At 59.1% G+C, this 25172-nt stretch carries 22 protein-coding genes; 17 read left to right on the top strand and 5 right to left on the bottom strand.

All coding sequences use genetic code 11. From position 1 onward, the window contains the following. Positions 1-90: 90 nt before the first annotated feature. On the bottom strand, positions 91-1458 hold the full coding sequence (locus EI290_RS01085; protein ID WP_125425768.1) for a sigma-54-dependent transcriptional regulator: 1368 nt from the start codon (positions 1456-1458) through the stop codon (positions 91-93). Positions 1459-1774: 316 nt separating this feature from the next. Between EI290_RS01085 and EI290_RS01080 the strand changes: the two genes are divergently transcribed. The 3 genes from EI290_RS01080 to EI290_RS01070 all read left to right on the top strand — a co-directional run bounded on the left by EI290_RS01080 (position 1775) and on the right by EI290_RS01070 (position 7429). Next, positions 1775-3991 carry a T9SS type A sorting domain-containing protein gene (locus EI290_RS01080; protein ID WP_125425766.1) on the top strand — a complete coding sequence of 739 codons (2217 nt, stop codon included), beginning with the start codon at positions 1775-1777 and terminating at the stop codon, positions 3989-3991. 402 nt (positions 3992-4393) lie between these two features. Then, positions 4394-5281 (top strand): DNA/RNA non-specific endonuclease, encoded by an 888-nt coding sequence (locus EI290_RS01075; protein WP_125425764.1) that lies wholly within the window; start codon positions 4394-4396, stop codon positions 5279-5281. Between the two features lie 381 nt (positions 5282-5662). Further along, positions 5663-7429, top strand: a complete 1767-nt coding sequence (locus tag EI290_RS01070; protein WP_125425762.1) for a lysophospholipid acyltransferase family protein — start codon at positions 5663-5665, stop codon at positions 7427-7429. A gap of 78 nt (positions 7430-7507) precedes the next feature. Here EI290_RS01070 and EI290_RS01065 read toward each other — a convergent pair whose 3' ends face one another. Next, positions 7508-8074 (bottom strand): DUF4468 domain-containing protein, encoded by a 567-nt coding sequence (locus tag EI290_RS01065; RefSeq protein WP_125425760.1) that lies wholly within the window; start codon positions 8072-8074, stop codon positions 7508-7510. A gap of 489 nt (positions 8075-8563) precedes the next feature. On the opposite strand from EI290_RS01065, the gene EI290_RS01060 reads away from it, so the two are divergent. From EI290_RS01060 to EI290_RS01005, 12 genes are all read left to right on the top strand, one after another. Then, on the top strand, positions 8564-8806 hold the full coding sequence (locus EI290_RS01060; protein ID WP_125425758.1) for a hypothetical protein: 243 nt from the start codon (positions 8564-8566) through the stop codon (positions 8804-8806). A 422-nt stretch (positions 8807-9228) separates the two neighbouring features. Continuing rightward, complete coding sequence (locus EI290_RS01055; RefSeq protein WP_125425756.1) at positions 9229-10092, top strand: dihydroorotate dehydrogenase; 864 nt, start codon at positions 9229-9231, stop codon at positions 10090-10092. Next, positions 10080-10841, top strand: a complete 762-nt coding sequence (gene pyrF / locus EI290_RS01050) for an orotidine-5'-phosphate decarboxylase (RefSeq protein WP_185816787.1) — start codon at positions 10080-10082, stop codon at positions 10839-10841. Before EI290_RS01055 ends, pyrF begins: the two co-directional genes overlap by 13 nt. 70 nt (positions 10842-10911) lie before the next feature. After that, positions 10912-11529 (top strand): orotate phosphoribosyltransferase, encoded by a 618-nt coding sequence (gene pyrE, locus EI290_RS01045; protein ID WP_125425752.1) that lies wholly within the window; start codon positions 10912-10914, stop codon positions 11527-11529. Positions 11530-11687: 158 nt separating this feature from the next. Next, positions 11688-14684, top strand: a complete 2997-nt coding sequence (locus EI290_RS01040) for a phosphoribosylformylglycinamidine synthase subunit PurL (RefSeq protein WP_246008812.1) — start codon at positions 11688-11690, stop codon at positions 14682-14684. 2 nt (positions 14685-14686) lie between these two features. Next, on the top strand, positions 14687-15751 hold the full coding sequence (locus EI290_RS01035) for a phosphoribosylformylglycinamidine synthase subunit PurQ (protein WP_125425748.1): 1065 nt from the start codon (positions 14687-14689) through the stop codon (positions 15749-15751). Between the two features lie 39 nt (positions 15752-15790). Then, a complete protein-coding gene (locus tag EI290_RS01030) occupies positions 15791-16726 on the top strand; it encodes a phosphoribosylaminoimidazolesuccinocarboxamide synthase (protein ID WP_125425746.1) in 936 nt (311 codons plus the stop codon). Between the two features lies 1 nt (position 16727). Beyond that, entirely contained in the window at positions 16728-17111 is a 384-nt protein-coding gene (locus EI290_RS01025) for a nuclear transport factor 2 family protein (RefSeq protein WP_125425744.1), read from the top strand. Positions 17112-17177: 66 nt separating this feature from the next. Beyond that, complete coding sequence (gene purD, locus EI290_RS01020) at positions 17178-18467, top strand: phosphoribosylamine--glycine ligase (protein WP_262706114.1); 1290 nt, start codon at positions 17178-17180, stop codon at positions 18465-18467. Continuing rightward, a complete protein-coding gene (purN, locus tag EI290_RS01015; RefSeq protein ID WP_262706111.1) occupies positions 18464-19195 on the top strand; it encodes a phosphoribosylglycinamide formyltransferase in 732 nt (243 codons plus the stop codon). The genes purD and purN overlap by 4 nt, the downstream gene beginning before the upstream one ends. Before the next feature lie 146 nt (positions 19196-19341). Next, on the top strand, positions 19342-20850 hold the full coding sequence (purF, locus tag EI290_RS01010) for an amidophosphoribosyltransferase (protein WP_125425738.1): 1509 nt from the start codon (positions 19342-19344) through the stop codon (positions 20848-20850). Positions 20851-21044: 194 nt separating this feature from the next. Then, positions 21045-22202, top strand: coding sequence for an AIR synthase-related protein (locus tag EI290_RS01005; RefSeq protein WP_125425736.1), 1158 nt, complete (start codon positions 21045-21047; stop codon positions 22200-22202). A gap of 71 nt (positions 22203-22273) precedes the next feature. Here EI290_RS01005 and EI290_RS01000 read toward each other — a convergent pair whose 3' ends face one another. Both EI290_RS01000 and EI290_RS00995 read right to left on the bottom strand, forming a co-directional pair. Continuing rightward, a complete protein-coding gene (locus EI290_RS01000) occupies positions 22274-22696 on the bottom strand; it encodes a hypothetical protein (RefSeq protein WP_125425734.1) in 423 nt (140 codons plus the stop codon). A 57-nt stretch (positions 22697-22753) separates the two neighbouring features. After that, positions 22754-22963: a heavy-metal-associated domain-containing protein gene (locus EI290_RS00995; RefSeq protein WP_125425732.1), complete on the bottom strand. Its 210-nt coding sequence runs from the start codon at positions 22961-22963 to the stop codon at positions 22754-22756. 160 nt (positions 22964-23123) lie between these two features. Between EI290_RS00995 and EI290_RS00990 the strand changes: the two genes are divergently transcribed. After that, complete coding sequence (locus EI290_RS00990) at positions 23124-23657, top strand: DUF4240 domain-containing protein (protein WP_185816786.1); 534 nt, start codon at positions 23124-23126, stop codon at positions 23655-23657. Positions 23658-23759: 102 nt separating this feature from the next. On the opposite strand, the gene EI290_RS00985 is transcribed toward EI290_RS00990, so the two are convergent. Continuing rightward, on the bottom strand, positions 23760-24518 hold the full coding sequence (locus EI290_RS00985) for an SDR family oxidoreductase (protein ID WP_125425728.1): 759 nt from the start codon (positions 24516-24518) through the stop codon (positions 23760-23762). A gap of 143 nt (positions 24519-24661) precedes the next feature. Here EI290_RS00985 and EI290_RS00980 point away from each other — a divergent pair, with 143 nt between their 5' ends. After that, a complete protein-coding gene (locus EI290_RS00980; protein WP_125425726.1) occupies positions 24662-25006 on the top strand; it encodes a winged helix-turn-helix transcriptional regulator in 345 nt (114 codons plus the stop codon). Positions 25007-25172: the final 166 nt, after the last annotated feature.

Below are 25172 nucleotides of genomic sequence, written 5' to 3'. Positions count from 1 at the left end.
TCTGGAATAGATCTGAGTGCAACACACGCCTATCCGGGTTGCTGAGGGTATACCCCAGCGCGGGAACGGGCATGCCTGGCAGGCCACCGGTTACCGGATACGGATTTCGTTGTTCTGAACCATACGATAAATGGTAGACTTCCCGATTTGCAGTTTGGCCGCTACCTGCAAAATATTGCCGTTGTGGGCATCCAGATAGCGCTGCACAATAGCGGCCGTTTGGGTCCGCAACGACTCGTTGCCGACCAAAGCTGACTCCTGCTGCCCGGCCTGGGGGTGGCGTAAGGGCAAGTCCTGGGGCTGAATCTGGTCGTTTTCGGCCAGCACGGCGGCCAGCTCAATTACGGCTTTCAGCTCCCGTACATTGCCCGGAAAGTTGTAGTGCAGCAGCTTCTGCCGGGCCGCCTCCGACAGGGTGCAGGTTACCAGGTTGTTCTGAGTGCAGAACTCCTGCAGGAAGGCATCGGCCAGAAGCAGCACATCCTGCCCCCGCTCGCGCAGGGGCGGCAGCAGAATGGGTAGCCCCAACAGGCGGTAGTACAAATCTTCCCGGAAACGCCCTTCTTTCACCTCCTGGCCCAAGTCCCGGTGCGTGGCAACCATGAGGCGGGCATCAAAGGGCACGCGGGTGTTGCTCCCGACGCGCACTACCTCCCGCTCCTGCAAGACGCGCAGCAGCTTGGCCTGCAGGCTCAGGTCCAACTCCGAAATTTCGTCCAGAAATAAAGTGCCTTTGTGCGCTTCCTCGAAGCGGCCAATGCGTTTGCCCACGGCCCCGGTGAAGGCACCCTTCTCGTGGCCAAACAGCTCGCTCTCAATCAGCTCCCGCGGGATGGCTGCCACGTTTACGGCCACAAATGCCGCGTCGCGCCGCTCCGAGCGAAAGTGAATGGCCTTGGCCACCAACTCTTTGCCGGTACCCGTTTCGCCGCTGATGGACACCGTAATGTTGGTGCGGGCGGCCTTATCAATGAGTGTATAGAGCTGCTGGATTTGGGAGCTGTTGCCCAAAATGGCCCGCTGAGGGTCATATTTATGACCAATCTGCTCTTTCAGCCGGGTGTTTTCCTGGCGCAGGGCCAGTTGCTTCCGGATGTTGTTTACCGTATTCCACAGCCGGTCGGCGGTTTCTTCGTCCTTTACCAGGTAGTCATAGGCACCTTGCCGGAGCAGGCCAATGGCGGTTCGCACATCTTCCTGCCCCGATATGGCAATTACGGCCACCTCCGGCAGACGCTCCTGAATCTGTTGCAATACCTGGTCGCCCTTGCCATCGGGCAGGGAATAATCCAGGGTGATGATGTCGGGTTTTTCGGAAAGATGACTTAGGCAGGCCTGGGCAGTAGTAAAGCGACGAATGGTAAAGTCCGGATTTTGAGCCAGTTTGTATTCCAGTAGTTCGCCATACCAGGCATTGTCCTCAACGATGAAAATGGTAATGGGTAAGGAAGGGGTCATAGCTCGGAACGAGAAAAGAACGAGGGCAGAGAGCAGATCAGAAAAAGAACGGGTGGAGGCAGCGCCGAGTTGTATTTTTTGATTTTGGGAAAGACGGCAACCGTGCGAGTATAGGGGGCTTTTTTGTGGTAAGCTAGCATTTCTCTATTTAGGAACAATTGTTTCGAAATGAGACAATATATAAAATTTGAGTTATGTGTAAGTGTCTTATTTTCAGATATTTACTGCTTGTTAAGTGAAGTGGCCATCTTCTTGCCACTCAGGGCGCTGGCAGTCAGTGGGTTGCCGCCGGTTTCCTCTCTTTTACTATTTGTACATGAGTCAGTTTTACGTATCCGCGCCCCGGCGCTTGGTTTCCGCCTTTTTGATTGCGCTGTGTGCCTGCACCCAGGCGCTGGCCCAGGGTACCACCCCACCTATTTATTCCAACTCTGGGATATCCGGGGCCACCCCCATTCAGGAGTGCAACACCATCCTGAATGTAACCACCTGCTTCGGGTCCATCACCCATCCGGAGTATGCCACCGATGCCGATTTTACCACGGCAGCCACTCTCAACGTACCGGCCAGTGTGCTGCTTACCCGCACGCTAAAGTTGCGCATGGATATGGATGGGTTGGTGCCGGCCGGGCATCGGGCCGGTATAGTAGTGGCCCGCGACGGAGGTGTGCTGAATTTGCTGGGAGTGAATGTAGCGTCGGCTATTAAAATCCGCACGTATCTGAGTAGCAATGGGGGCAGCGCCCAGCTGCAGGAAACCAGGATAGTGGATGCTAATGTGGTTGCCGCGCTACTGGGCACTGCCACCGGCCCCATGCCTCTGGAATTCAACGCCGGCCGGCCTTTCGATCAAATTGAAATTGAGGCGGAGTCTCTGGTGTCGCTGGGGTATCAGCTCAAGGTATTCTACGCCTACGGCATCGGGGTCAACCAGATTACCACTGCTAAAGGCTATGTGTCGAGATTTGCGACGCCCACGGCGGCTAACTACAGCACCACCGCCACCGATAATGGGGTTACGGTATGCGTGAACTCCAACGTGAGCAACCCCACCAACGCCGTTGATACCGACCTGACCAACTATGCCACGATGGGTGCTCTGCTGGACCTGAGCTGCCCTACCTCCCTGCAAACGCAGCTGGAGGGCACCGCGCCGGCTGGCTACTACGCGGGGTTTGTGCTGGGAAGCCGCGGACTGCTGGATGCCTCGGTGCTGGGGGGGCTGCGCCTCACCACCTACCTGGGTACCACCCTGCAGGAAACGGGTACCGGGGCCGGCCTGCTGAGCCTGAGCCTGCTGCCCTCGGGCCAGTATAACATTCGCATGGCCACCACCAAACCCTACGACCGGGTTGAGATCCGGCGGGTGAGCCTGCTGGGAGCTCTGGACAATCTGCAGGTGTATTATGGCTTCGGGGTAGAGCCCCGCGTGTTCCGCGACCAGGCCCCGCGCCTGTCGCGCTTTGCCAGCACGGCCGGTAACTACCAGGTAAATGGCAGCAGCCTGGCCTGCGTCAACTGTGCCATCAGCAACCCCGAGCTGGCCGTCGACCAGGACCTGACCGGTAACTACGCTACTAATAATGCGCTGCTGGCAGCAGGCGGCAGCACCCGGCTGAAAATGCGGCTGAATGGTGCCGGAGCCGGTGGCAACCGGGCTGGCGTGGTACTGGGCCTGGCAACCGGCCTGGTTGATGCGCAACTGCTCACCAGCCTTCGGGTGAAAACCTATGCCGGTACCGATGGCTCAGAACTGGTTGAAACCATTGCCGACCCCTCTCTGATTGGCTTGGAACTGCTGGCTGATGGTAAGCAGGAAGTATCGTTCCGTACTACCCGGAGCTTCGAGTGGGTTGAGCTGGAGCTGACCAACGGAGTTTCGGCCCTCAACGATGCCCGCATCTACTACGCTTTTGCCGATGATGCCCCCAGCGGCTTCCCTTCCACGATTACAATGCCGGTTTCGTCGCCGGTCACCCTCACTTATCTGCGGGCTACCAACAGCGACGGGGCCATTGAGGTAAGCTGGCAGACTACGGCCGAAGCCAACAGTAGCCATTTCATCGTCGAGCGGTCCTTGTCGGCTTCGGGCAGCTTCCAGGCACTGGGGCGGGTGAATGCCGCAGGCAATTCCAATACCACCCGTCAGTACCTGTACCGCGACTTCGACGGCATTTCTCAGAACGCCCCCACCCTGTATTACCGCCTGCGCATTGTGGACCTGAGCGGTCAGGAATCGTACTCTCAGGTGGCATCGGTATCGGTACGGCCCCCGGTGGTCATTTTCGAAATGTATCCGAACCCGGCTTCCTCGTCGCAGCAGGTGCGTATGCAGCTGCCTACCGATAAGGCCGGCACCAAGTACCAGGTGGTGGTGTACGACCAGATGGGCCAGGAAATAAGCCGGGAAACGGTGAGTAATGCCCGGGCCTATATTTCGGCCTCCCGTTTGCAGCCCGGTCTCTACCAGGTAACACTCATCAATAAATCGGGGCAGCGCCTCGGTACCAAGCGGCTGGTAGTGCAGCCTTAATTTTCAGCTATTCTATACTCGTATCCACCCAACTATTCTTATTGCTTGTTGAATAAACTCCCCACTGTTGCAGGTCAGTGGGGAGTTTATTGTTTGTATTAAAGCCGAAAAAAGGGCTATTGAAGCGAGTAGAATACGTATTGTACTTCTGTAATAGAAGAGAAAGCAGTGGCTTTGGGCCAGCCCGGAAAGTTAGATGGAGGGCAAAGAATGCTAAAAGGCGAAATGCCAAAAAGTTGTGGTTAAGGATTTGTTAAAAAATAATGATTTTGCCTGCCTGTTCTATCTTTCTAAAATGATAATCTTCCGGTAACATCCAACCAGAAGCGAACCGTCATTTTTGCGGCCGGAATAGTACGCCTCTTCTTTCCTTCCCCAACCAAACACCTTCCTTTCTCCACCATGCAACGTACCCTTACCCGCATTCTGAGTCTGGCTATGGTAGCCAGCGTAGTTGTGTCCTGCTCTAAAGATGCCGTTGTACCGGCCAACAGCCCCAGCACCTCTTCCCAGAGCGCCGATGCCACCGCCACCCGCGACAGCAACCTGGCAATGGGCAACCCCAGCGGAGCTACTACCAGCACCACTAACTACACCAATTACCTCATGAACAAGTCGCAATTCTCCATGTCGTACCACCGCGACCGGGGCATTCCGAACTGGGTAAGCTGGCACCTGAGCAGCGCCTGGCTGGGCAGCACTGCCCGCCAGGATAATTTTGCGGCTGATGCCTCGTTGCCTTCCGGGTGGTACCGCGCCGGCAGCACCAGCTACAGCGGCTCCGGGTTCGACCGGGGGCACAACTGCCCTTCCGCTGACCGGACGGGCTCAGTGGCCGACAACACGGCTACCTTCCTGATGACCAATATGATGCCCCAGGCGCCCAATAACAATCAGCGCACCTGGGCCAACCTGGAAAACTACTGCCGCACGCTGGTAAATGCCGGCAACGAGCTCTACATTATCTGTGGTAGCTACGGCAAAGGTGGCACTGGTTCCAATGGCTACGCGGCTACTATTGATGCCGGCCGTATAACGGTGCCAGCGCGTTGCTGGAAGGTAATTGTGGTATTGCCCGTTGGTACCGGCGACGCCGCCCGCGTAACCACCAGCACCCGCGTTATTGCCATTGACACGCCCAACGACAACTCCCTGAGCACGACCTGGGGCTCGTACCGGACCACGGTAAACGCCATTGAATCTGCTACCGGTTACGACTTGCTGTCGGCCGTTTCTTCCTCGGTGCAGACTACTATCGAAGCCAAAGTAGACAACGGCCCCACCAGCTGATCGGTGCCAGCTAGCCCACTCACTACGGAGCCCGGCTGATTAGTCGGGCTTCGTAGTGAGTGGGTCTTTACTTAGGCACAGCAAGTGCCCCGCATTCATTCATCGACCATATTCGCCCCCTCGCCTTTAATTTTCTGTTACTTAGTCTAATAACTGAATATGGTCGGGCAAAACCCCGTAGGTTTGTACAGAGTGAAGTGTGAAGCTGTATTGGTGAGAAAGTAAAGAAGCCGCGCTGCAACGCGGCTTCTTCGTTTTGAGGGCCTAGGAGGCGGTTGGTAAAGTTTTGATAATGTGTTCGTAATGCCCAGCTAATAGCAGTTTGCGAAGTTTGATGCTGAGGATAAAGCCGTAGTATTTCTGGCTGTACCTGTGAGGGATATGGATCTGTTATCAAACTCGCTTCCGCTACTCAGCCACAATGCCGGGCCGCCGGCAAGGCCACTGCTACGGCCCCTGTGGGAATGGGTGGCGCAACTCCGCGAGCTACAGCACTTGTACGAGCGGCATTGTCATCTTGCGGGCCGGGAGTTTATAGATCAGCTGCTGCGTGATTTGCATATTACCGTGGAATATGATGCTGCGGAGCTGCGGCGGGTACCGGTGCAGGGAGCCTTTGTGGCAGTAGCAAACCATCCGTGTGGCATCCTGGACGGGCTAGTGCTGCTATACGTGCTAAGCGAAGTACGACCAGAATTTGTAGTTGTAGCCAATGAGCTGCTGGCCCCCCTGCTGGCAAACCTGCCTGAGCAGCTGGCCTTGGTAAGTACCGAAAAAAAGGATGCGGGGCGCAATGCCAGCAAGGTCCGGCAGTTGCTGCGCTACCTGCACAACGATATTCCGGTGGGCCTGTTCCCGGCCGGGGAGGTGGCCCATCGGACTGCTCCGTTTCGCCCGCTCCTGGACCGGGACTGGAACCCGACGGCCGGCCGTTTGCTGGAAGCCGCCCGGGTACCGGTGCTGCCGGTTTGGCTGAGCGGGAAAAATAGCACTTCCTTTAGCCTGCTCGGCTTGGTACACCCACTTCTGCGTACGGCCCGCCTACCGGCTGAGCTGCTCAACAAAAGGGGGCAAACCGTACGGCTGCGCATTGGCAAACCCGTGCCAGCCAGTGAGCTGGCTGCAGTACCGGCCACCGACCGACTCTTATACCTGCGGGCCCGGGTATATGCCCTGGATGCTTCTTTAGCCGCCGGAGCCCGGCCGCTGCTGCCGGTGCTACCACCTGCCGCCCTGGTTCCGGAAACGCCAGCCGCCGCCCTGGAGGCCGATATTGATGCGTTGCGACCCAGCCGCTGCCTGGTGCGCTGCCAGCAGTGGGAGGTATACGTAGCCAAAAAAGCCGAGCTGCCCCACATATTGCCAGAAATTGGCCGACTGCGGGAGCTGACTTTCCGGGGCGTGGGGGAGGGCACCAATCGGCCCGCCGACCTGGACCAGTACGACGACTATTACCGGCACCTCTTCCTCTACGACCGGGCCCGCCGCTGTATTGTGGGGGCCTACCGCATCGGGCGGGGCCGTAGCATTATGCGGGAGTTGGGTAAGCGGGGCTTTTATTTGCACTCCTTGTTTCGAATGCGCAAGCAGCTGGCTCCGCTACTACGCGAGTCGCTGGAGTTGGGCCGCTCCTTTGTGCGGGCTGAGTACCAGAAACAGCCTCTGCCCCTAGCTTTACTATGGAGCGGTATTGCCGAATACATTGCCCGTCATCCGGAATACCGCTACCTGATAGGGCCTGTGAGCATTAGCAACCGGTTTTCGGCTCTATCCAAGGAAGTGATGGTTGCGTATCTGCAGCAGCATTTCTCGGATGCGTCCCTGGCCGCGTTGGTACGCCCCCGTAAGCAGTTCCGGTACCGGCCTCTGGCCGATACCGCCTCGCCAGCTGTATTGCAAATGGGGCTACATACCCTCCATGACCTGCATCGCCTGATTGCGGAGCTGGAGCCGGGTGGTAGTGGCTTGCCAGTGCTATTGCGGCAGTATCTGCGGCAAAATGCCCGCATCATTGGCTTCAACCTCGACCCCGGCTTCAACAACACCTTGGATGGGTTTATGGTATTGGATGCCCGGGAGCTGCCCGCCCGCACCCACGACCTGCTCAGCCGCTACGCGCCGGAGTTGCCCGGGGCAGAGGCGGAATAAGCATCGGGTATACGCAACAAAAAGCCCGTCGACAGACCGCCGACGGGCTTTTTGTTGCGTATACTCAGTACGTAAAGCCTAGTTTTCGCCTGCCAGACCAACGTGGCCTTCCGCCGGCTGGCTGTTCATGTAGGAGCGGAACGACATGGCCGCTTCGCTGGCCATGGAATTGGCCTGAGCCGTAATGCGTCGGTCGTTGCGGGTTTTGTCGTTGTTGCGCTCGGCCTGCAACAGGGCCCGGTACTCATCGAAGGCAACCAGCTGCGAGGGTTGTTTGGGGTCGGGTGCTACCTGAAAGGAGCCGACAGTGTACGTATAGCCATTGTCGCTGGCCTGAAATACAAAGTCAAACAACACGGTCAGGGGCTGATCCTTGCCTTTATTATCCACCTGCTTCAGCGTACCCGTACCCGTGATGCGGATGAGGCCCGCCGCTTCCGTGGTTTTCAGGTTGGAAGTAGGTTTGTACGAGAATTTGTTCTGCGCCCAGTCCAGGGCGCGGTTGTAGAGCATCGTCCGGCCAGCACCTTCTGCCGGTACACGTTCCGAATATTCAACCGGGACTGGAGCCGTAGACTGAGCCCACACTTCTGGTGCCAGTGCCAGCATCCCACTCACAAGCAAACCTAGTAGCACTTTTTTCATGGCAAAAGGAGAAAAAGAAAAGGAAAAACAACTCAGACGCTCAGAGTAACAAAGGTACAATCAGAACGGAAGCTTGTATAAAAATAAGCCTATTATGAATATGTTAAGACTTGCCCTCGGTTTTTTTTGTCAGGTATGTACTACTGGCCACATGACCAAGGAAAAGAAAGAGGCGGCAACTGCTCTACCATATAGCCGCTACGTATCACTCCGGAGCGGATATTGAACAGAATTTGTATATTTCCAATAACCATCCGTATGATGCTTATACGCTATAAGCTTATCAAGTTGAGGATGATAACACTGGGTACATGCAGTGGTAAAAATACGTTCATCTGGTGCTTGCTGGATTTCCTTGATAAACAGCTATATGTGTAAAAAGATGTGCCTGATGGCCTCGCAACAAGCGGCAGGGTGGGTAACATTTTGGTAACATAAACTTAATGACGCTTCACTTGTGCAGGCAATGTGGAGTAGTACTTTTGCGACGTGCTTCACCTCAATCAATATCATATGATGGAGTGCGGGACCTTTCAGGAGAACATCCTGCGAGATGACCGCAATGTTGTGGCCCCTGTTAGTTCCTCTGTTTTTGCTGGTTTTGCTGCCTCTACCGCTCCGGTTTCCGAAGCGGTTTTTTTATGTTCGGCCGGTTCGGCGGCAGCGGCAGCAAGCAAGGTTATTTGCGCGCATCCCACCATTCTGTACAGCCTCACCCTGCCAAGCTCATGAACCACGCCACCCTCACTCTACACATAGTAGCCGCTGTGGCTGCCTACAACGTAAATCTGCGTTCGGATCCAGGTGCTTGAGCATTGCCAGCATACAGTGCAATACGGTAAGTGAATATGGAGTGCCTGGCTATTTCCGGCCGGCTATACTACCGGCAGGAAGGTTGCCCGAATACCCGATTATAATAACCCGTTACCCACCCAACGGTGGCAACGGGGCGGGGTGGTGCAAGGAGCGGGGTGATAGAAATCAGGGGGGATTCTGACATAGATGTCGGTCCGCAAATTGCCCACCCCGTGTTCGGGGACATATTACATAGTGGCTCCGGCTTAGGCTGGGGGTAGCTACCACATCTGATTTTGCTGCTAACCAACTCTTTAGCAAGTATTGGGTGGCGGCAAAATCATAGTTTTTTTTAATCTATGCAACTCGGTAACCTCACGCTACAAAACCCGATATGCCTGGCCGCCGCCACCTGGCAGCTAGGTGGCGCGGCCTACGAACGGCTGGGGGCCATTTTCACCCGCACTGTAACTATGGAGCCGCGGCCTGGGCTCTACGAGGAAGGCATCTGGCAGGTGGCCGACCAGACGCTGCTCAATGCCACCCACATGCGCACCGAAAGTGCTGAAATTCTGGTGCAGGAGCATCTGCCTGCGCTCTGCCGGTTTGGCGTACCGGTATTCGTGAGTATTACGGCTCCAGGCATTCCGGGCTTCCGCAAAATTGCCCGCTTCCTGGCCCGCGAGCCCGGAGCCTTAATTGCGGGTGTGGAAGTATACATTGCCCAGCCCGATACCGGTAAAGGCGAGGAGCTGACGGCCCGGTTTGTGCGTGACGCCACCCAGGCCGTACGCAATGAGCTGGGCCCTGAGGCCGCCGTTATTGTGAAGCTGCCGCCCTGGCCCGAGCATATCCGGAGCCTGGCGTTGGGGGCCCAGGAGGGCGGTGCTACCGCCCTGGCGGCTACCAACCTGCTCAAAGCCCTGCACCTGCCCGACGATGCTACCGCGGCCCCGGTGGCCGGCGGGCTTTCCGGCGAAGCCCTGCGGCCCGTGGCCCTGCGCTGCGTATGGGAGCTGGCTCACGACGAACGGCTGACGTTGCCCATTTTCGGTACGGGCGGTATCTTCACTGCCAGCCACGTAACGGATTACCTGCGCTGCGGAGCTTCGGCCGTGCAGATTGCCAGTGGCGAATGGCTGGAACCCGGCCTCACGGCCCGGCTGGCTACCGAGTGTGCTCATCTCACCCCCGAAACCATTACCTCCGAATGGAAAAGCTAATCTATCGAGTTCAGGCGGCTAACTCCCTGCTCTGCGTGGGCCTTGACCCCGTAGGCGACGATGCACAGGTAGCACGGCGGCTGGCCGAAGTCATCGACCAGACCAGCGAGTACGCCGCCGCTTTCAAACCCAACCTGGCCTTTTTCCTGAGTCGGGAAAACGGGGTGCAGCTCCTGCGCGAAACCGTGCAGCGCATCCCGGAAAGCATTCCGGTAATCCTGGACGGCAAGTTCGGCGACATTGCCAATACCGCCGACCAGTACGCCAAATTCGCTTACGATGTAGTTGGCGCTGATGGCGTAACGGTAAACCCCTACATGGGCGACGACGCCATTGTACCCTTTGCCCGGCCCGGCAAACTGGTGTTCGTGCTGGCCAAAACCTCCAACAAGCCCATTCACTCCCTGCAGGATGTGGCCCTCACCCGCGGTGGCTCCCTCTCCGATTGCGCCGCCAGCGTAGCCCGCAAGCTGGATGAGCAGCACGGCGGCATTGGGCTGGTGGTAGGCGCCACCAACGCCGAGGCGGTAGCCCGCCTGCGCCGTCTCACGCCGGAGCAGTGGTTTCTGGTGCCCGGTGTGGGCGCTCAGGGCGGCGACCTGGCCACCACCCTCCGCGCCGGCCTCCGCCCCGATGGCTCCGGTTTGCTGATCAACACCTCCCGCGCCCTCTGGCAGGCCGAAAACGCCGCTGCTGCGGCCCGGGAACTGGTGGAGCAGATCAACCAGCTGCGGCCGGTAGCAGTGTAACCCTGGCCGTCATGCTTCGCTCCGCTTTGCATGACGGTCATCATTTCATCCGATAACAATTCACTTTCCCTTGACTTCCCCCCACACCACTCCCTTCACCTCCGAAACCCTGGAGCAGCAGCTGTTGCAGGAAGATGCGCTGCTGCGCGGGCACTTCCGCCTGTCGTCGGGCCTGCACTCCGATACCTACGTGCAGTGTGCCCGGTTCCTGCGCCGCCCCGACCTGGCCGCGCCGGCCGCGGCCGAGCTGGCCCGCCGGATCCGGGAGGCCGGTTTGCAGCCCGATGTAGTGGTGGGGCCGGCTATGGGAGGCGTGGTAATTGGCTACGAGCTGGCCCGGCAGCTGGGCGTGCCCGGCATCTTCACGGAGCGCGACGACGCGGGGCAGATGACCCTGCGGCGCGGCTTTACCATTGAGCCGGGCCAGAAAATTATTATTGCCGAAGACGTGGTGACGACCGGCAAGAGCACCAACGAAGTAGCGCGCGTACTGGAAGGGCTGGGGGCAAAAGTTTTGGCCGTGGCGAGTTTAATTGACCGCACAGGTGGGCAAGCCTCACTTTCTTTTCCGAACTTTGCCCTGCTGCCGGTAACGGCGGCCACCTACGCACCCGATACGTGCCCGCTGTGCCAGGCGGGTATTCCGGTGGTGAAACCCGGCAGTCGGCCGGAAAAAGCGTTTTCTTAAACCTACCGCGGCGGCAAACGGCCCGGCGGCAAGGCATTTTCGGCGTACCTCCGCGCGGGGTGTGCTTCCTCACGGCGGGGCTTCGGCCTCGGGCGTGGGAAACCGAAAAATAGATAAACCTCCCTCTTTTGGAATCTAGCCAAAGAACCATACAGCTTTTGCTCAAGCCCGGCCAGCACGATGGCGAGGGCCAGCGCGTAGCCGATGCTGCCCAGCGCCACCTCGGCCTGACCACCGGCCGGGTGCAAAGTACCGCCCTTTACACGGTGCGCTACCCCCTCTCGGGTGAGCAGCTGCGCGACTTCGCCACCCACTGCCTTCAGGACCCGGTACTGCACGACGTGGCCCTCGATGAGTTCCGTCACGGCTCCGAGTATAAGAGCTACATCCTGGTGGCCAAGCTGCCCGGCGTGACGGACGACGAAGGCATATCGGCCCAGAACGCCCTCGGCGACTTCCTGAACCAGCCCCTGGACACGCATACCCAGCACATTTTCAGCAAACGGCTCTACTTCCTGGAGCACGAGCTGCCCGAGAGTAGTCTGCGCCGCTTGGCCGAAGACCTGCTCGGCAACAAGATGATTAACCGCTTCGAAGTCGGCCCCATAGCCCAGATTCGCGACTACACGCCGCGGCCGGGCGGTGGGGCCGAAGCCGTTACGGACCTTGTGCCGCTGGTGGGCCTCTCGGATGAGGAGCTGCTGAAGCTGTCTAAAGACAACCTCTACGCCCTGAACCTGGAGGAAATGCGCGCCGTGCGCGACCATTACACCAGCATCCGGGAAGAGCGCCAAGCCGCCGGCCTACCCCAGGACCCAACGGATTGCGAGCTGGAAATTATTGCCCAGACCTGGTCGGAGCACTGCAAGCACAAGGAGTTTTCGGCCGTTATTAAGTATAAGGACGTCGATACGGGCGAGAAGTTCGAAATCGATTCCCTGTTTAAAACCTACATCAAAAACGCCACCGCCGAGGTAAACCGGCAGTTGCGCGCCAACGGCAACGACTGGCTGATTAAGGTGTTCAGCGACAACGCCGGGGCCGTGCGCATCAACCCCGAGTCGCTGTTCGTGTGGAAGGTGGAAACGCACAACTCACCCTCGGCCATCGACCCCTACGGCGGGGCCATTACCGGTATTCTGGGCAACAACCGTGACCCGCTGGCTACTGGCATTGGGGGTGCTCGGCTGCTGTTCAACACCAACGTGCTGTGCTTCGGCAACCCCGAGTTTGATGGTACGCTGCTGAGCAACCAGCTACACCCGCGCCGCATTTTCGAAGGTGTGCGCAAGGGCATCGAGGATGGCGGCAACAAGTCGGGTGTGCCGACCGTGAACGGCGCCATTGTGTTCGATGACCGCTACGCCGGCAAGCCGCTGGTGTACTGCGGCACCGGCGCCGTGATGCCCATGCAGCTAGCCGGGCTGGATTCGTGGGAAAAGAAGATTGACGCCCAGGACCGCATCATCATGGCCGGCGGCCGGGTGGGTAAGGACGGCATCCACGGCGCGACGTTCAGCAGCATTGAGCTGGACGAAACCTCGCCCGCTACGGCCGTGCAGATTGGCTCGCCCATTACCCAGAAGCTGGCCATGGACTTCCTGATCCTGGCTACGCGGCGCGGCCTCATCAAGTGCAGCACCGACAACGGCGCGGGCGGCCTGTCTTCGAGCATCGGCGAGCTGGCCACCATCAGCGGCGGCGCCGTGGTGGAGCTGGAGAAAGTACCGCTGAAATACCCCGGTCTGCGGCCCTGGGAAATCTTCGTTTCGGAGTCGCAGGAACGGTTTTCGTTGGCTGTAGAACCTGCCAAGCTGGAAGAGCTGCTGGCCCTGGGCCGGGAGATGGAAGTGGAACTGACCGACATCGGTTACTTCACCGCCGATGGCAGCCTCGACGTGCGCTTCGATGGGGAGTCGGTGGCCCGCATCAATATGGAGTTCCTGCACAACGGTGTACCGCGCAAAGTGCTGGAAGCGGAGTGGAGCAAGCCCACGGCGGAGGAACCGAATCTGGCGGCTGGCCTTGACTATACTGACGTACTGAGCCGCCTGCTGGGCTCGCTCAATATCTGCTCCCGCGAGTCGGTGATTCGGCAGTACGACCACGAGGTGAAGGGCCGCACGATTATCAAGCCGCTAATGGGTGCTACCGGCCAGGCTCCGCAGGATGCGGCTGTGGTGCGCTTTAACTTCGAGAGCTGGGAAGGCGTGGCCGTTAGCAACGGCATTCTGCCCCGATTCGGGGATTTGGACGCCTATGATATGTCAGCCGGCGCGTTTGACGAAGCTGTGCGCCAGATTGTAGCCGTAGGAGGGAAGCTGCCCAACCTGAGCTACGGCGACGGCAACTTCTGGTCCGTCAACGACAACTTCTGCGTGCCCGACTCGGTGTACGATGCCGTGGGCAACCCCGACGGCAAGCACAAGCTGGCCAAGCTGGTGCGCATGTGCCAGGCCCTGCGCGACGCTACGGCGGCCTATTGCATCCCACTCACCTCGGGCAAGGACTCGATGAAAAACGACTTCAAGGCCGACGGCGTGAAGATTTCGGTGCCGCCCACGGTGCTGTACTCCATGACGGCCAAAGTCGAGGACGTGCGCCGTACCATCACCTCCGACTTCAAGCAGGCCGACGACGTGGTGTACCTGCTGGGCGAAACCTACGACGAGCTGGGCGGCTCGGAGTTCTACCAGCTCTTCGGCGAGCTGGGTGCCAATGTGCCCAAGGTACGGTTTGAAGAAGCCAAAGCCCTGTATATCCTCATGGGCGAAGCCAACGACCAGGGTCTGATCCAGAGCTGCCATGACTTGTCGGATGGCGGTCTGGCCGTAGCGCTGGCAGAGGCTACGTTCGGCTACGGTTTTGGGGCCGAGGTGGAGCTGCCGAAAGGCCTGCCGGTACACGTGCAGCTGTTTTCGGAGTCGCACTCCCGGTTTGTGGCCACGGTAGCCCCGGAGGATGTGGTGGCGTTTGAGCAGCACTTCGGTGGGCGCGCCACACGCCTGGGTCGCGTAACGCCGGATAGCCAATTGACGGTGCGGCAAGCGGGCAAAACCATCATTGCGGCCAGCACGGCGGCGTTGCGCCACGAGTGGACCAACGGTCCGGTAAACCGCATTATCGGCTTCGGCCACCCCGAAACCGCGCATTAATCATGGAACAGACTCCCCAACTGCCGGACCAGCACACGCCCCCGCGCCCCCAGCACGACGACCCCGGCCACGAAATCGTGAACCGCGAAGGCCAGATTGTGCTGCCCGGCTACAAAAGCGTAGACCCCGGCCACGAATCCGCCGAGCCGCTGAAAAGCAAGGAAGAACAGCCAACTGACAACCAACAACTGGCAACTGACAACTCGAAAGTGCAGGCGCTGATCCTGACGGGTTTCGGTATCAACTGCGAGGAGGAATTTGCCGCCGCGTATAAGCTGGCCGGTGCAGAGGCCACCATCGTGCACCTGAACCAGGTGCTGCACGGCCACGTCAGCATCCACGACTACGACATCCTGAACTTCCCCGGCGGCTTCAGTTTCGGCGACGACCTGGGCTCGGGTGTGGTGCTGGCGAATAAGCTGCGCTACCGCCGCAACGCCGAGGGCCGCACGCTGCTCGATGATATCAAGCAGTTCATTGCCAGCGGCAAGCACGTGATGGGCATCTGCAACGGCTTCCAGGTGCTGGTGAAGCTGGGCCTGCTGCCCGATCTGAGCGGCACCGTAACGCCCGAAGTAACCCTGACCCACAACGCCTCGGGCCGCTATGAAGACCGCTGGGTGAAGCTTAAAGTCAACCCCAAGGCCAACTCGCCCTTCCTCAAGGGCCTCGATACGCTGGAAGTGCCCGTGCGCCACGGCGAAGGACGCCTCATCATCAAGGACGCCGCCACGCTGGCCGCCATCGAAGCCGGTGGCCTGAACTGCTTGGCCTACACCGATTTCGACGGCTCACCCACCGAAGTCTACCCCTTCAACCCTAATGGTGCTGACTTGAACTGCGCCGGCCTCACGGATACGACCGGGCGTGTTTTTGGTCTGATGCCGCATCCGGAGGCGTTTTTGTCGCTGTATAACCACCCGGATTGGGCCCGGCGCAAGCGCCAGAACCCCAATCTGAGTGAGGAAGGCGACGGGCTTAAGCTGTTCAGAAACATTGTGGAGCACGTGCAGAGCCAGCGCTCCGCTACCGTAGCGCAGCCAACAGCCCACCAGTTTTTATCCTAACGAGCCATCTGCCAGCCCTGCCGGTTGACACCCTTTCATATGAACACCCTCAACCACTTCGATACTCCCCAACTCGAACTCCTGCACCGGGGGAAAGTCCGCGACTCGTTCCGCGCCCCTTCCGGCGAGCGGCTGATTGTGGTAACTGACCGGCTGTCGGCGTTTGACTCGGTGCTGGAAACGCCCGTGGCCCACAAAGGCGCGGTGCTGAACGGGCTAGCGGCTTTCTGGTTCGACAAAACCCGGCACATCATCCCCAACCACGTTATCAGCCTGCCCGACCCAAACGTGACGCTGGCCAAAGAGGCCGAGCCGATTCGGGTGGAGATGGTGGTGCGCCACTACCTCACGGGCTCCATGTGGCGCGGCTACCAGCAGGGCCAGCGCACTTTTTCGGGCGTAACCGTGCCGGACGGCCTGACCAAGCACCAGCAGTTCCCCGCGCCCATCGTGACGCCCACTACCAAGGAGGAGTCGGACCGCGAGATTACGCCGGAAAACCTGGTGGCGGAAGGCTGGGTGTCTCGGGAGCTGTATGAGCAGATGCGGGTGAAGGCCCTGGAGCTGTTCAACTTTGCTTCGCAGTGGATGGCCGAGCGTGGCATCATTCTGGTGGATACTAAGTATGAGTTTGGGCTGCTGGATGGGGAGCTGATGCTGATTGACGAAATCCACACGCCCGATTCGTCGCGGTTCTGGAGCGCCGAGGACTACGCCCGCAACCCGGAAACGGCCGAGCAGATGGACAAGGAATACGTGCGCCAATGGCTGATTGCCCACAAGCAGGACGGCCAGTACCCCCGCGCCCTCACCCCCGAAGTATCCGCCGAAGCCACCCGCCGTTACCTCAATATCTACGAGCGTATTACGGGCAGCCCGCTGCTCACCGGCAACGAAATCACTCCTGACGGCGACGTACAAGCCCGACTCGTGAGCAACCTGGTGCGTGCTGGTATCATGAAAGAAACCATCTGAAATGGAGTCCTCACAGGCAAAAAAGCTGGTAACCGACTACATCGAAGCGTATAACCGCTTTGATGTGGCTGGTATGCTGGCGCCGTTGCACGACGAGGTGACATTTCGAAACGTAGCCGGCGGCGAAGTCAGCCTGACCACCCACGGTAAGGCGGAGTTCCGGGCGCAGGCCGAGCAAGCCAAACAGTATTTCTCCCAACGAGAGCAGTACGTTACCGATTGGCTAATAACCGACAACCGCGTGGAAATACTCATTGATTACTTCGCTGTGGCGGCCATGGATTTCCCCAACGGCCTGAAGTCAGGCGACAGGCTACAGTTGCAGGGTAGGTCGGTGTTCCAGTTTGTCGATGGCAAGATTAGTGCCATTGACGATATTAGTTAGAACTACTCTGCGTCCCTCTGCGAAACCCTCTGCGCCCTCTGCGGGAACCAACCCTAGAACGACACCGTGACGAATTCAACACCCATAGTACTCCTCGGCGGCGGGGCCCGTGAACATGCCATGGCGTGGAAGCTGACCCGCGACGGCGCCACCGTGCACGTGCTGCCCGGCAACGCCGGCATCCCGAACAGCCACCCCGACATCAGCGCTACCGACTTCCCGGCCATCAAAACTTTCTGCGAAGCGCAGGGCGTGAAACTGATAGTAGTAGGGCCGGAGGCTCCACTGGCAGCGGGCGTCACGGACTTCTTCCAAGGCTCCGATATCCGGGTGTTTGGGCCGGGGCGGGCGGGGGCTACGCTGGAAAGCTCTAAGGTGTGGAGCAAGGATTTCATGCGCCGCCACGGCGTGGCCACGGCCCTATCCTGGCAGTTCCGTAGCGACAAGATGGACGCCGCCCGCGCCAAAGCCGCTGAGCTGAACGGCGACGTGGTGGTGAAATTCGACGGGCTGGCCGCCGGCAAGGGCGTGTACGTGTGCTCCTCGGTAGAAGAAGCCCACGCCGCCCTCGATGATCTGGCTCGCCTGCACAGCGGCTGGTTCAGCTTCCTGCTCGAAGAAAAGCTCACCGGCCCCGAAATCAGCATCATCGGCATCACCGATGGTAACCGCATCCGGCTGCTGGCGCCTTCCCAGGACCACAAGCAGCTGCTGGCCGGCGACCAGGGCCCCAACACCGGCGGTATGGGGGCCTACTGCCCCGTCCCATTTGCCGACGACAACGTGCTAGCCGCCATCCGCACCGACATTGTGGACCCCACGCTGCGCGGGTTGCAAAACGAGCAGTTCGATTTCCACGGTTTCCTGTACTTCGGCATCATGCTCACGCCCCAGGGCCCCAAGCTGCTGGAATACAACACCCGCCTCGGCGACCCCGAAGCCGAAGTGCTGCTGCCCGCCCTGGAAAGCAGCCTGCTGGAGCTGATTGAAGCCACCCTCGACGGCAAGCTGCAGCAAACCGTGGTGCGGCAGCGGCGCGGCTACTACGTGGGCGTGGTGCTGGCCTCTGGCGGCTACCCCGCCGCCAGCTTCCCCACCGGCTTCCCCATCACCGGCCTCGACCAGCTGCCCCCCAGCATCCTGGCCTTCCATGGCGCCACCAAGCGCATCGAAACCGGCGAGCTGGTGACCAACGGCGGCCGGGTGCTGGTGCTGGTGGGTCACGGCGAGGAGCTGGAAGATGCGGTGGCCCACGTGTACCGCGAAGCAGCGAAAGTGAAATTCCAGGATGTATACATCCGCACTGACATCGGCCAGCGGCCGGAACCGACGGGTATTTTCAGCGAAATGCGGTGAAAAAGCACACGGACCCAGTCAAGGCGCCTCACCCCCTAGCCCCCTCTCCGGGGGGAGAGGGGGAACTAGCTCTAAATCTAGATTCAGATGCCGGTAAAAAGCTAGTCCCCCCTCTCCCCCCGGAGAGGGGGCTAGGGGGTGAGGCCAAACGCCTGGCCATCCTTCTCTCCGGCCGGGGCTCCAACATGGTGGCCCTAGTAAATGCCGTGCAACACGGCGTGCTAAGTGGCCTGGCCGAAGTAGCCGTGGTATTCAGCAACAAGCCCGACGCGCCCGGTCTGGAAACGGCAGCGGCCCTGGGTTGCCCCACGGCCAGCCTCAGCAGCCAGGGCCGGAAGCGGGCCGAGTTTGATGCCGAAGTGGTGGAAGTACTGCGCCAATATCGACCCGATTACGTGGTGCTGGCCGGCTACATGCGCATTCTGTCGCCCTCGTTCATCCGGGCGTTTGCGGGGCGCATCCTCAACATTCATCCCGCCGACACCCACCAGCACCAGGGCCTGCACGCCTACGAGTGGGCCTTCGATAACTGCCTGCCGGAAACCAAAATCACCGTGCACCTGGTGGACGAAGGTCTCGACACCGGACCTATTCTGGCCCAGCACGCTGTTGACCTGCGTGGGGCCGACACCCTAGCCGAAGTAGAGCGCCGCGGCCTAGCCGTGGAACACCGCATGTACGCCGAAACGCTGGCTGAACTCATCATCCAAGAACGTCATGCTGAGTGAAGCCGAAGCATCTCTACCTCTGGCTAATCATATAGCATTGCAACGAAGCGGTAGAGATGCTTCGACTTCGCTCAGCATGACATGCTGTAGTACCACCCAACACCCACAGCGGCCTGACAACGGGCAACTGGCAACTGACAACTGAAATGTGCGGAATAGTAGGTTTTTACGGTCCTGATGACGTTGCGCACGATATCGTGTTCGGCCTCACCGCGCTCCAGCACCGCGGCCAGGACGCGGCCGGCATTGCCACCTTCGACGACAACTTCCACCTCTGCAAGGGCAACGGCCTCATCTCCGACGTGTTCCGCCCCAAGCAGCTCAAGAAGCTGAAGGGCAACATCGGCATTGGTCACGCCCGCTACACCACCCAGGGCTCCAACGACGCCGAGCTGGCGCAGCCGTTCACCACCAGCTACCCGTTTGGGCTGTCGATGGTACACAACGGCAACGTCATCAACTTCCGCTCGGCCGCCAAGCGCCTGCATGAGAAGTACCACGTGCTGCCCAAAACCAGCAACGACCTGGAGCTGATCATGTACACCTTCGCCTCGGAGCTGCGCCTGAAAAACCTCGACAACCTCTCGGTTATCGACATTTTCGACGCCGTGGAGACGACGCAGGAGCTGGTGAAAGGGGCCTACGCCACCATCACCATCATTGCCGGACACGGCCTGCTGGCCTTCAACGACCCGCTGGGTATCCGGCCATTGGTGCTGGGCCGCCGCGAAACGGAGCGCGGCCCGGTGTATGCCTTCGCCTCGGAAAGCACCTGCTTTGATTACTTGGGCTTTGAGTTCGTGGAAAACGTCGGCCCCGGCCAGGCGGTGTTCATCGACAAGGATTTCAAGGTGCACCACAAGAACCCGCAGGAGAAGCCCAAAAACTTCTGCGTGTTCGAGCACATCTACTTCGCCCGCGAAGACTCCACCATCCACGGCCGACTGGTGGCCCGGGAGCGGGTGCGCTTGGGTAAGATGCTGGCCAAGAAAGTGATTGAGTCGGGGATTCAGCCGGATATGGTGATTGACGTGCCCTCGTCGGGCTACTTCTCGGCTTCCGGATTGGCCGAAGCTATTGGCGTGCCCTACCGCCGCGCCATGGTGAAGAACAACCACATGGGCCGCTCCTTTATCGTGAGCAGCCAGGCCGGCCGCGAGGACATCGTGAAGAAAAAGCTCAACCCTATCCGCGAGTTTGTGGAGGGCAAGAAGGTAGCCGTGGTGGACGACAGCATCGTGCGCGGCACTACTTCCCGGCGCATCGTGCGCATCCTGCGCGAGGCCGGGGCCGCCGAGGTATACTTCATCAGCAGCGCCCCGCCTATCGTTTCGCCCTGCATCTACGGCATTGATATGGCCATGAGCACCGAGCTGATTGCAGCCAACTACACGGAGGAGGAAATCTGCCGCTACATTGAGGCCGATAAGGTGATTTACCAGTCGATTGAGGATTTGCAGGAGCTGTTTTCGGAGGAGAAAGGCCACGGCGGCAGCTGCTTCGCCTGCTTCACCGGCCACTACCCCACCGGCGACGTGACCAAGTACCTGCGCCACATTCAGGAGGAGCGCCAGAGCCACCGCTCCGACAAGAAAAAGGACGAGCCGGCGCCTACCTCCGTCAGCGCCAAAGCTCCCGCGCCAACGGAGCATTAGCATTCTGAACGACACTAGGGCTAGAAACTAAAAAGCTAGTTCCCCTCCTTGGAAAGGAGGGGTTAGGGGTGGTTGACAATCGTTGAACATCCACGGGTAACTGGCTTTAGTAACCGTTCAAAAAGCATCAACCACCCCTAACCCCTCCTTTCCAAGGAGGGGAACTAGCTTCCAGCTTTAACCTAGCTTCCTGCATGTCATCTGACCTCAAAGCCACTGCCGGCTATTCCATCGAAGAAGGCAACGCTGCCTCCAAAAACGCTTACCACTGGGCCCAGAAAACCTTCAGTACTCGCGCCGGCAAGCCCGGCGAGCCGGCCCAGGACCTGGCGGGCGGCTTCTCCAACGAAATCCGGTTCGGGGCCGAGCGGCTGGGCATCGGCTCCGACGGCATCGGGACCAAGATTGAGGTGGCTGAGCGCCTGGACCGCTACGACACGCTGGGCTACGACCTTATTGCCATGGTGGCCGACGACCTCATCGTGGCCGGCTTCGTGCCCACCAACCTCTCCAACATCATCGATGTGAACACCCTCAACTATGAGGTGGTGGATGAGCTGATGCGCGGCCTGCACGACGCGGCCCAGTTCAGCCAGATAGCCGTAACGGGCGGCGAAATTGCCGAGCTGGGCAACCGCATCGGGGGCTACCCCGGCGCCAAAATGAACTTCAACTGGTGCTCCACGGCCGTGGGCGTGCTGCACCCCAGCCTGGAGCGCCCCCTGAGCGGGGCCAACGTGCGCGCTGGCCAAGCCGTGGTGGCGCTTCGGTCCCCGTCCTTCCGCTCCAACGGCTATTCCCTAGCCCGCCGCGCCCTCACCAAAGCTTTCGGCGAAAAGTGGCACGAGGTCCCATATCAGGAACCTGCATCAGGTGGTTCGGAGACGAACAACGAACAACGAACAAAGAACAACAAACAACCAACAACGGCCAACGCCAAAACCTGGGGTGAAGTGATGCTGGCTCCCTCGCTCATTTTCTCGCCCGGCGTGGCGGCGGTACTGGATGCCGGCCTGCCCCTGCATGCGGCGGCGCATATTACCGGCGGCGGAATTGCCGATAACTTCCGGCGCGTGCTTAAAAACGGGGTAGGAGCGGAGTTGGACAACCTCTTTGCGCCCCTGCCCGCCATGCAGCAGCTGGCCGAGCTGGCGGGCATCAGCCCCACGGAAGCCTACCTCTACTGGAACATGGGCAACGGCATGCTCCTCGTAACGGAGCCTGCGCAAGCCGAAGCCGTAGCCGAAACTCTCCGCAGCAAAGGCTACCAGGCCCAGGTAGCCGGTCGCATCACGCCGGAAACCGACGTGGTGCTGCGCGTAGAAGCCGGCGAGCTGCGCTACGAGGGGTAAAATATAACCAGTGTGCAAAGCAAAAGCGCCCGGCCTATTAACAGGCCGGGCGCTTTTGCTTTGCACACTGGTTATGGAGTAAACCCGGTCAGGCATCCACCATATGCAGTGCTATCCGGATAGCTTAGATAAAAGTTTTTGACCTGAGTTGAGTGATTCCGAGAAACAAATACCTCTTGTGTTTCTACTTCACAATTTCGGACAGTGTACACTAACCGAGCCTGATAGACTTGACCTGCCTTTAAGTAGACCTGATAACGTCCTGTTCTACGTGATGCACTATCAATGATGAGTTCAATAGCCTGACTGTTCGTTCGTCGCCGGAATTCAACTTGGAAGTTTTTTAACGTTTTGATAGTGTCGCGTGGTGGAAAAATCTTGCCGCGTACCACTACTGAATCAGGAGCAGATACAGATAAGTCAGCGTTTGTTGCACCTGCACTGTTTACATTTAAAACGACTTTCCTTTGACAGTTGCTTAACAACAGAGCCATTATAGCTACCGCAAGAAACTGGTGTCGAGCGAAAAAAATCATGTGGTTGCTGCCGTTCTACGCCGGCTCAATATCAAACCCGGCCTGCGACACGGATTTCATAATCAGCTCAGGAATGGGGTTGGCGCCCTCCACCGTCAGAATTTTGTCGGGGGTGCTGGTGTCCACGCTCCATTTGTCCACGCTGGCTTCGGCGTCGAGGAAGGGCGTGACGGCGCGCAGGCAGTTGGCGCAGTTGATGCTGGTTTTGAATTTCAGAGTAGGCATGAGGAAGGACTGATTAAGTAGCCGGTGGCTGGTGATGCCGCTATTACAGCGAAGCAGGAGCAAAAGTAACCGGCGCCGCAAGGTGCAGCGGTATAGGCTTTGGCTGGTGGTGTGTAGAGTTTTGCCGTATTTCGCTCTTCGGGCTAACCCACCAGTGAAAATGGACAAGACAGAATTCTGGGAGTTAATAGAATCGGCTAAAACCCGTGCAAAAGGAAACCAGAACCTGCAGGAACAGCTACTCATAAGCAGTTTAGCCAAACGAAGCCCTGAGCAGATAATTGAGTTCGAGTGCATCCTGCGGGAGTACCTGATTGCGGCGGATGACTTCGGGATTCTGGCGGCTCAAAAGATTATCGACGGATATGTAACCGACGATTCTTACCTGTACTTCCGGTGCTGGCTGATTGGGGAAGGGCAGCAGGTCTATCAGAATGCACTGCGTGCCCCCGACACGTTGGCGGCTGTTGTTGAAGAAGCTTATCTGGATTTCGAAGCGCTGCTGGTGGTGGCAGATTCTGCGTTTGAAGAGTGCATAGGACAGGAGGCCGAAGCGGGTTCCTCTCCCCGCGACATTGCCCTTGCCCGCGGCCTCGACTACGACTCCGGCTCCGAAACCAAAGGCGAGGACTGGACCGAAAACCAGCTGCCCAAGCTGCTCCCGAAACTGTGGAAAAAGTTTGGTGCGGCGTAAAAAGAAGCAGGCCCGGCCGCTAGAGTGGCCGGGCCTGCTTCTTCAGGCAGCTTACGCCGGGCGCCCGGCGTGCTGGGGGTGAGCCAGTTTGGTACTAATGCCTTACACCTGAGCCATGCCACCGTCCGCAAATAGCTCTACGCCTGCCACGTAGCTGCTGTCATCCGTAGCCAGAAACAGGACGGCTTTAGCAACTTCATCGGCCTCGCCCAGGCGACCCAGCGGCACGGCCCCAACCATCTGGGCCTTAAACTGAGCAACCTGCTCGGGCGTACCTGCCAGGTTGTTTAGGCCGGGCGTTTCAATGGGGCCGGGGCTGATGGCATTCACCCGGATGCGCCGGGCCTTCAGGTCGCTCGTCCAGGTGCGGGCCAGGGAGCGGATGGCCGCTTTGGTAGCACTATAGATGCTGCTGTTATCAGAGCCTTTGGAGCCAACAATGGACGACATCAGCACGATGGCCGCGCCATCGGGCAGCAGTGGCAGCGCCTTCTGCACCGTAAAAACGGTGCCTTTCACGTTGATGTCGAACTGCTGGTCGTAGTGGTTCTCCGTGACGGCATCGATGGGCAGAAACTCGGCAATGCCCGCGTTGGCAAACAGAACATCAAGCCGGCCTTGCTGCTCCCGAATCAGAGCCACTACCCGGTCCAGGTCGGCCAGGTTGCTCACGTCGCCGCGCACTCCCACCACCGACTGGCCCAGGAGCTGTACCGCCGCGTCAAGTTCGGCCTGTCGCCGGCCGGTGATATATACAAACGCGCCTTCGGCCACGAAACGCTGGGCCGTGGCCAGGCCAATGCCGGAAGTACCACCAGTAATAAGGGCAATTTTGCCCGCTAGCTTTTGAGAAGTTGCCATGGAAAAAAGAGGTTGTTGATTAGTTTCGGCAAGGAACTATCATCAGTTACTTTTAGTTACTAATGCCGATCAACTTGCCGCATAAACTGGTTACCTTGGCGTAACTATCGTTTCCTGCGGCCACTTTTCACTCTGGATTACTTATGCGCGACGCTGCCTTTTGTGCCTCCGCCTGCGCCATGACCCGCACAATGGGCGTGTTGGGCGGTAAGTGGAAGCTGATTATCATTTCTTATCTGGCCCAGCGGCAGGTGCGCTTTGGGCAGCTGGCGCAGCGCCTCTCGCTTATTTCGCGCAAGGTGCTTACTGAGCAGCTCAAGGAGCTGGAGGAAGATGGCATCGTCCGGCGTGAGGCGTTTGCCGAGCTGCCGCCCCGCGTGGAATATTCGCTTACGGAGCGCGGCCAGGCGCTACTGCCCATCCTGGATCAGCTGTGCGCCTGGCAGAGCGCAGTTTCTTCGTTCGATAAACCTTCCCTTGAGAAATAGCCCTCGCCTGCAGCCTCCGCTCCGGCCCCGGAACCCAGAGTGAAGACTCAACCAAAAATCAGCAACTGAAGCTGTAGAAAAAGCCGGGGCCGCGTAGAAGCCGCCAAGCTGAATGATGTAGAACCGCGACACTTCGCGCCTCTGCACTTGTATGGCTACCGGTACC

This window comes from Hymenobacter metallilatus (assembly GCF_003944705.1).
Lineage (GTDB): Bacteria > Bacteroidota > Bacteroidia > Cytophagales > Hymenobacteraceae > Hymenobacter > Hymenobacter metallilatus.
This window is presented reverse-complemented; position numbering and strand designations above follow the sequence as displayed.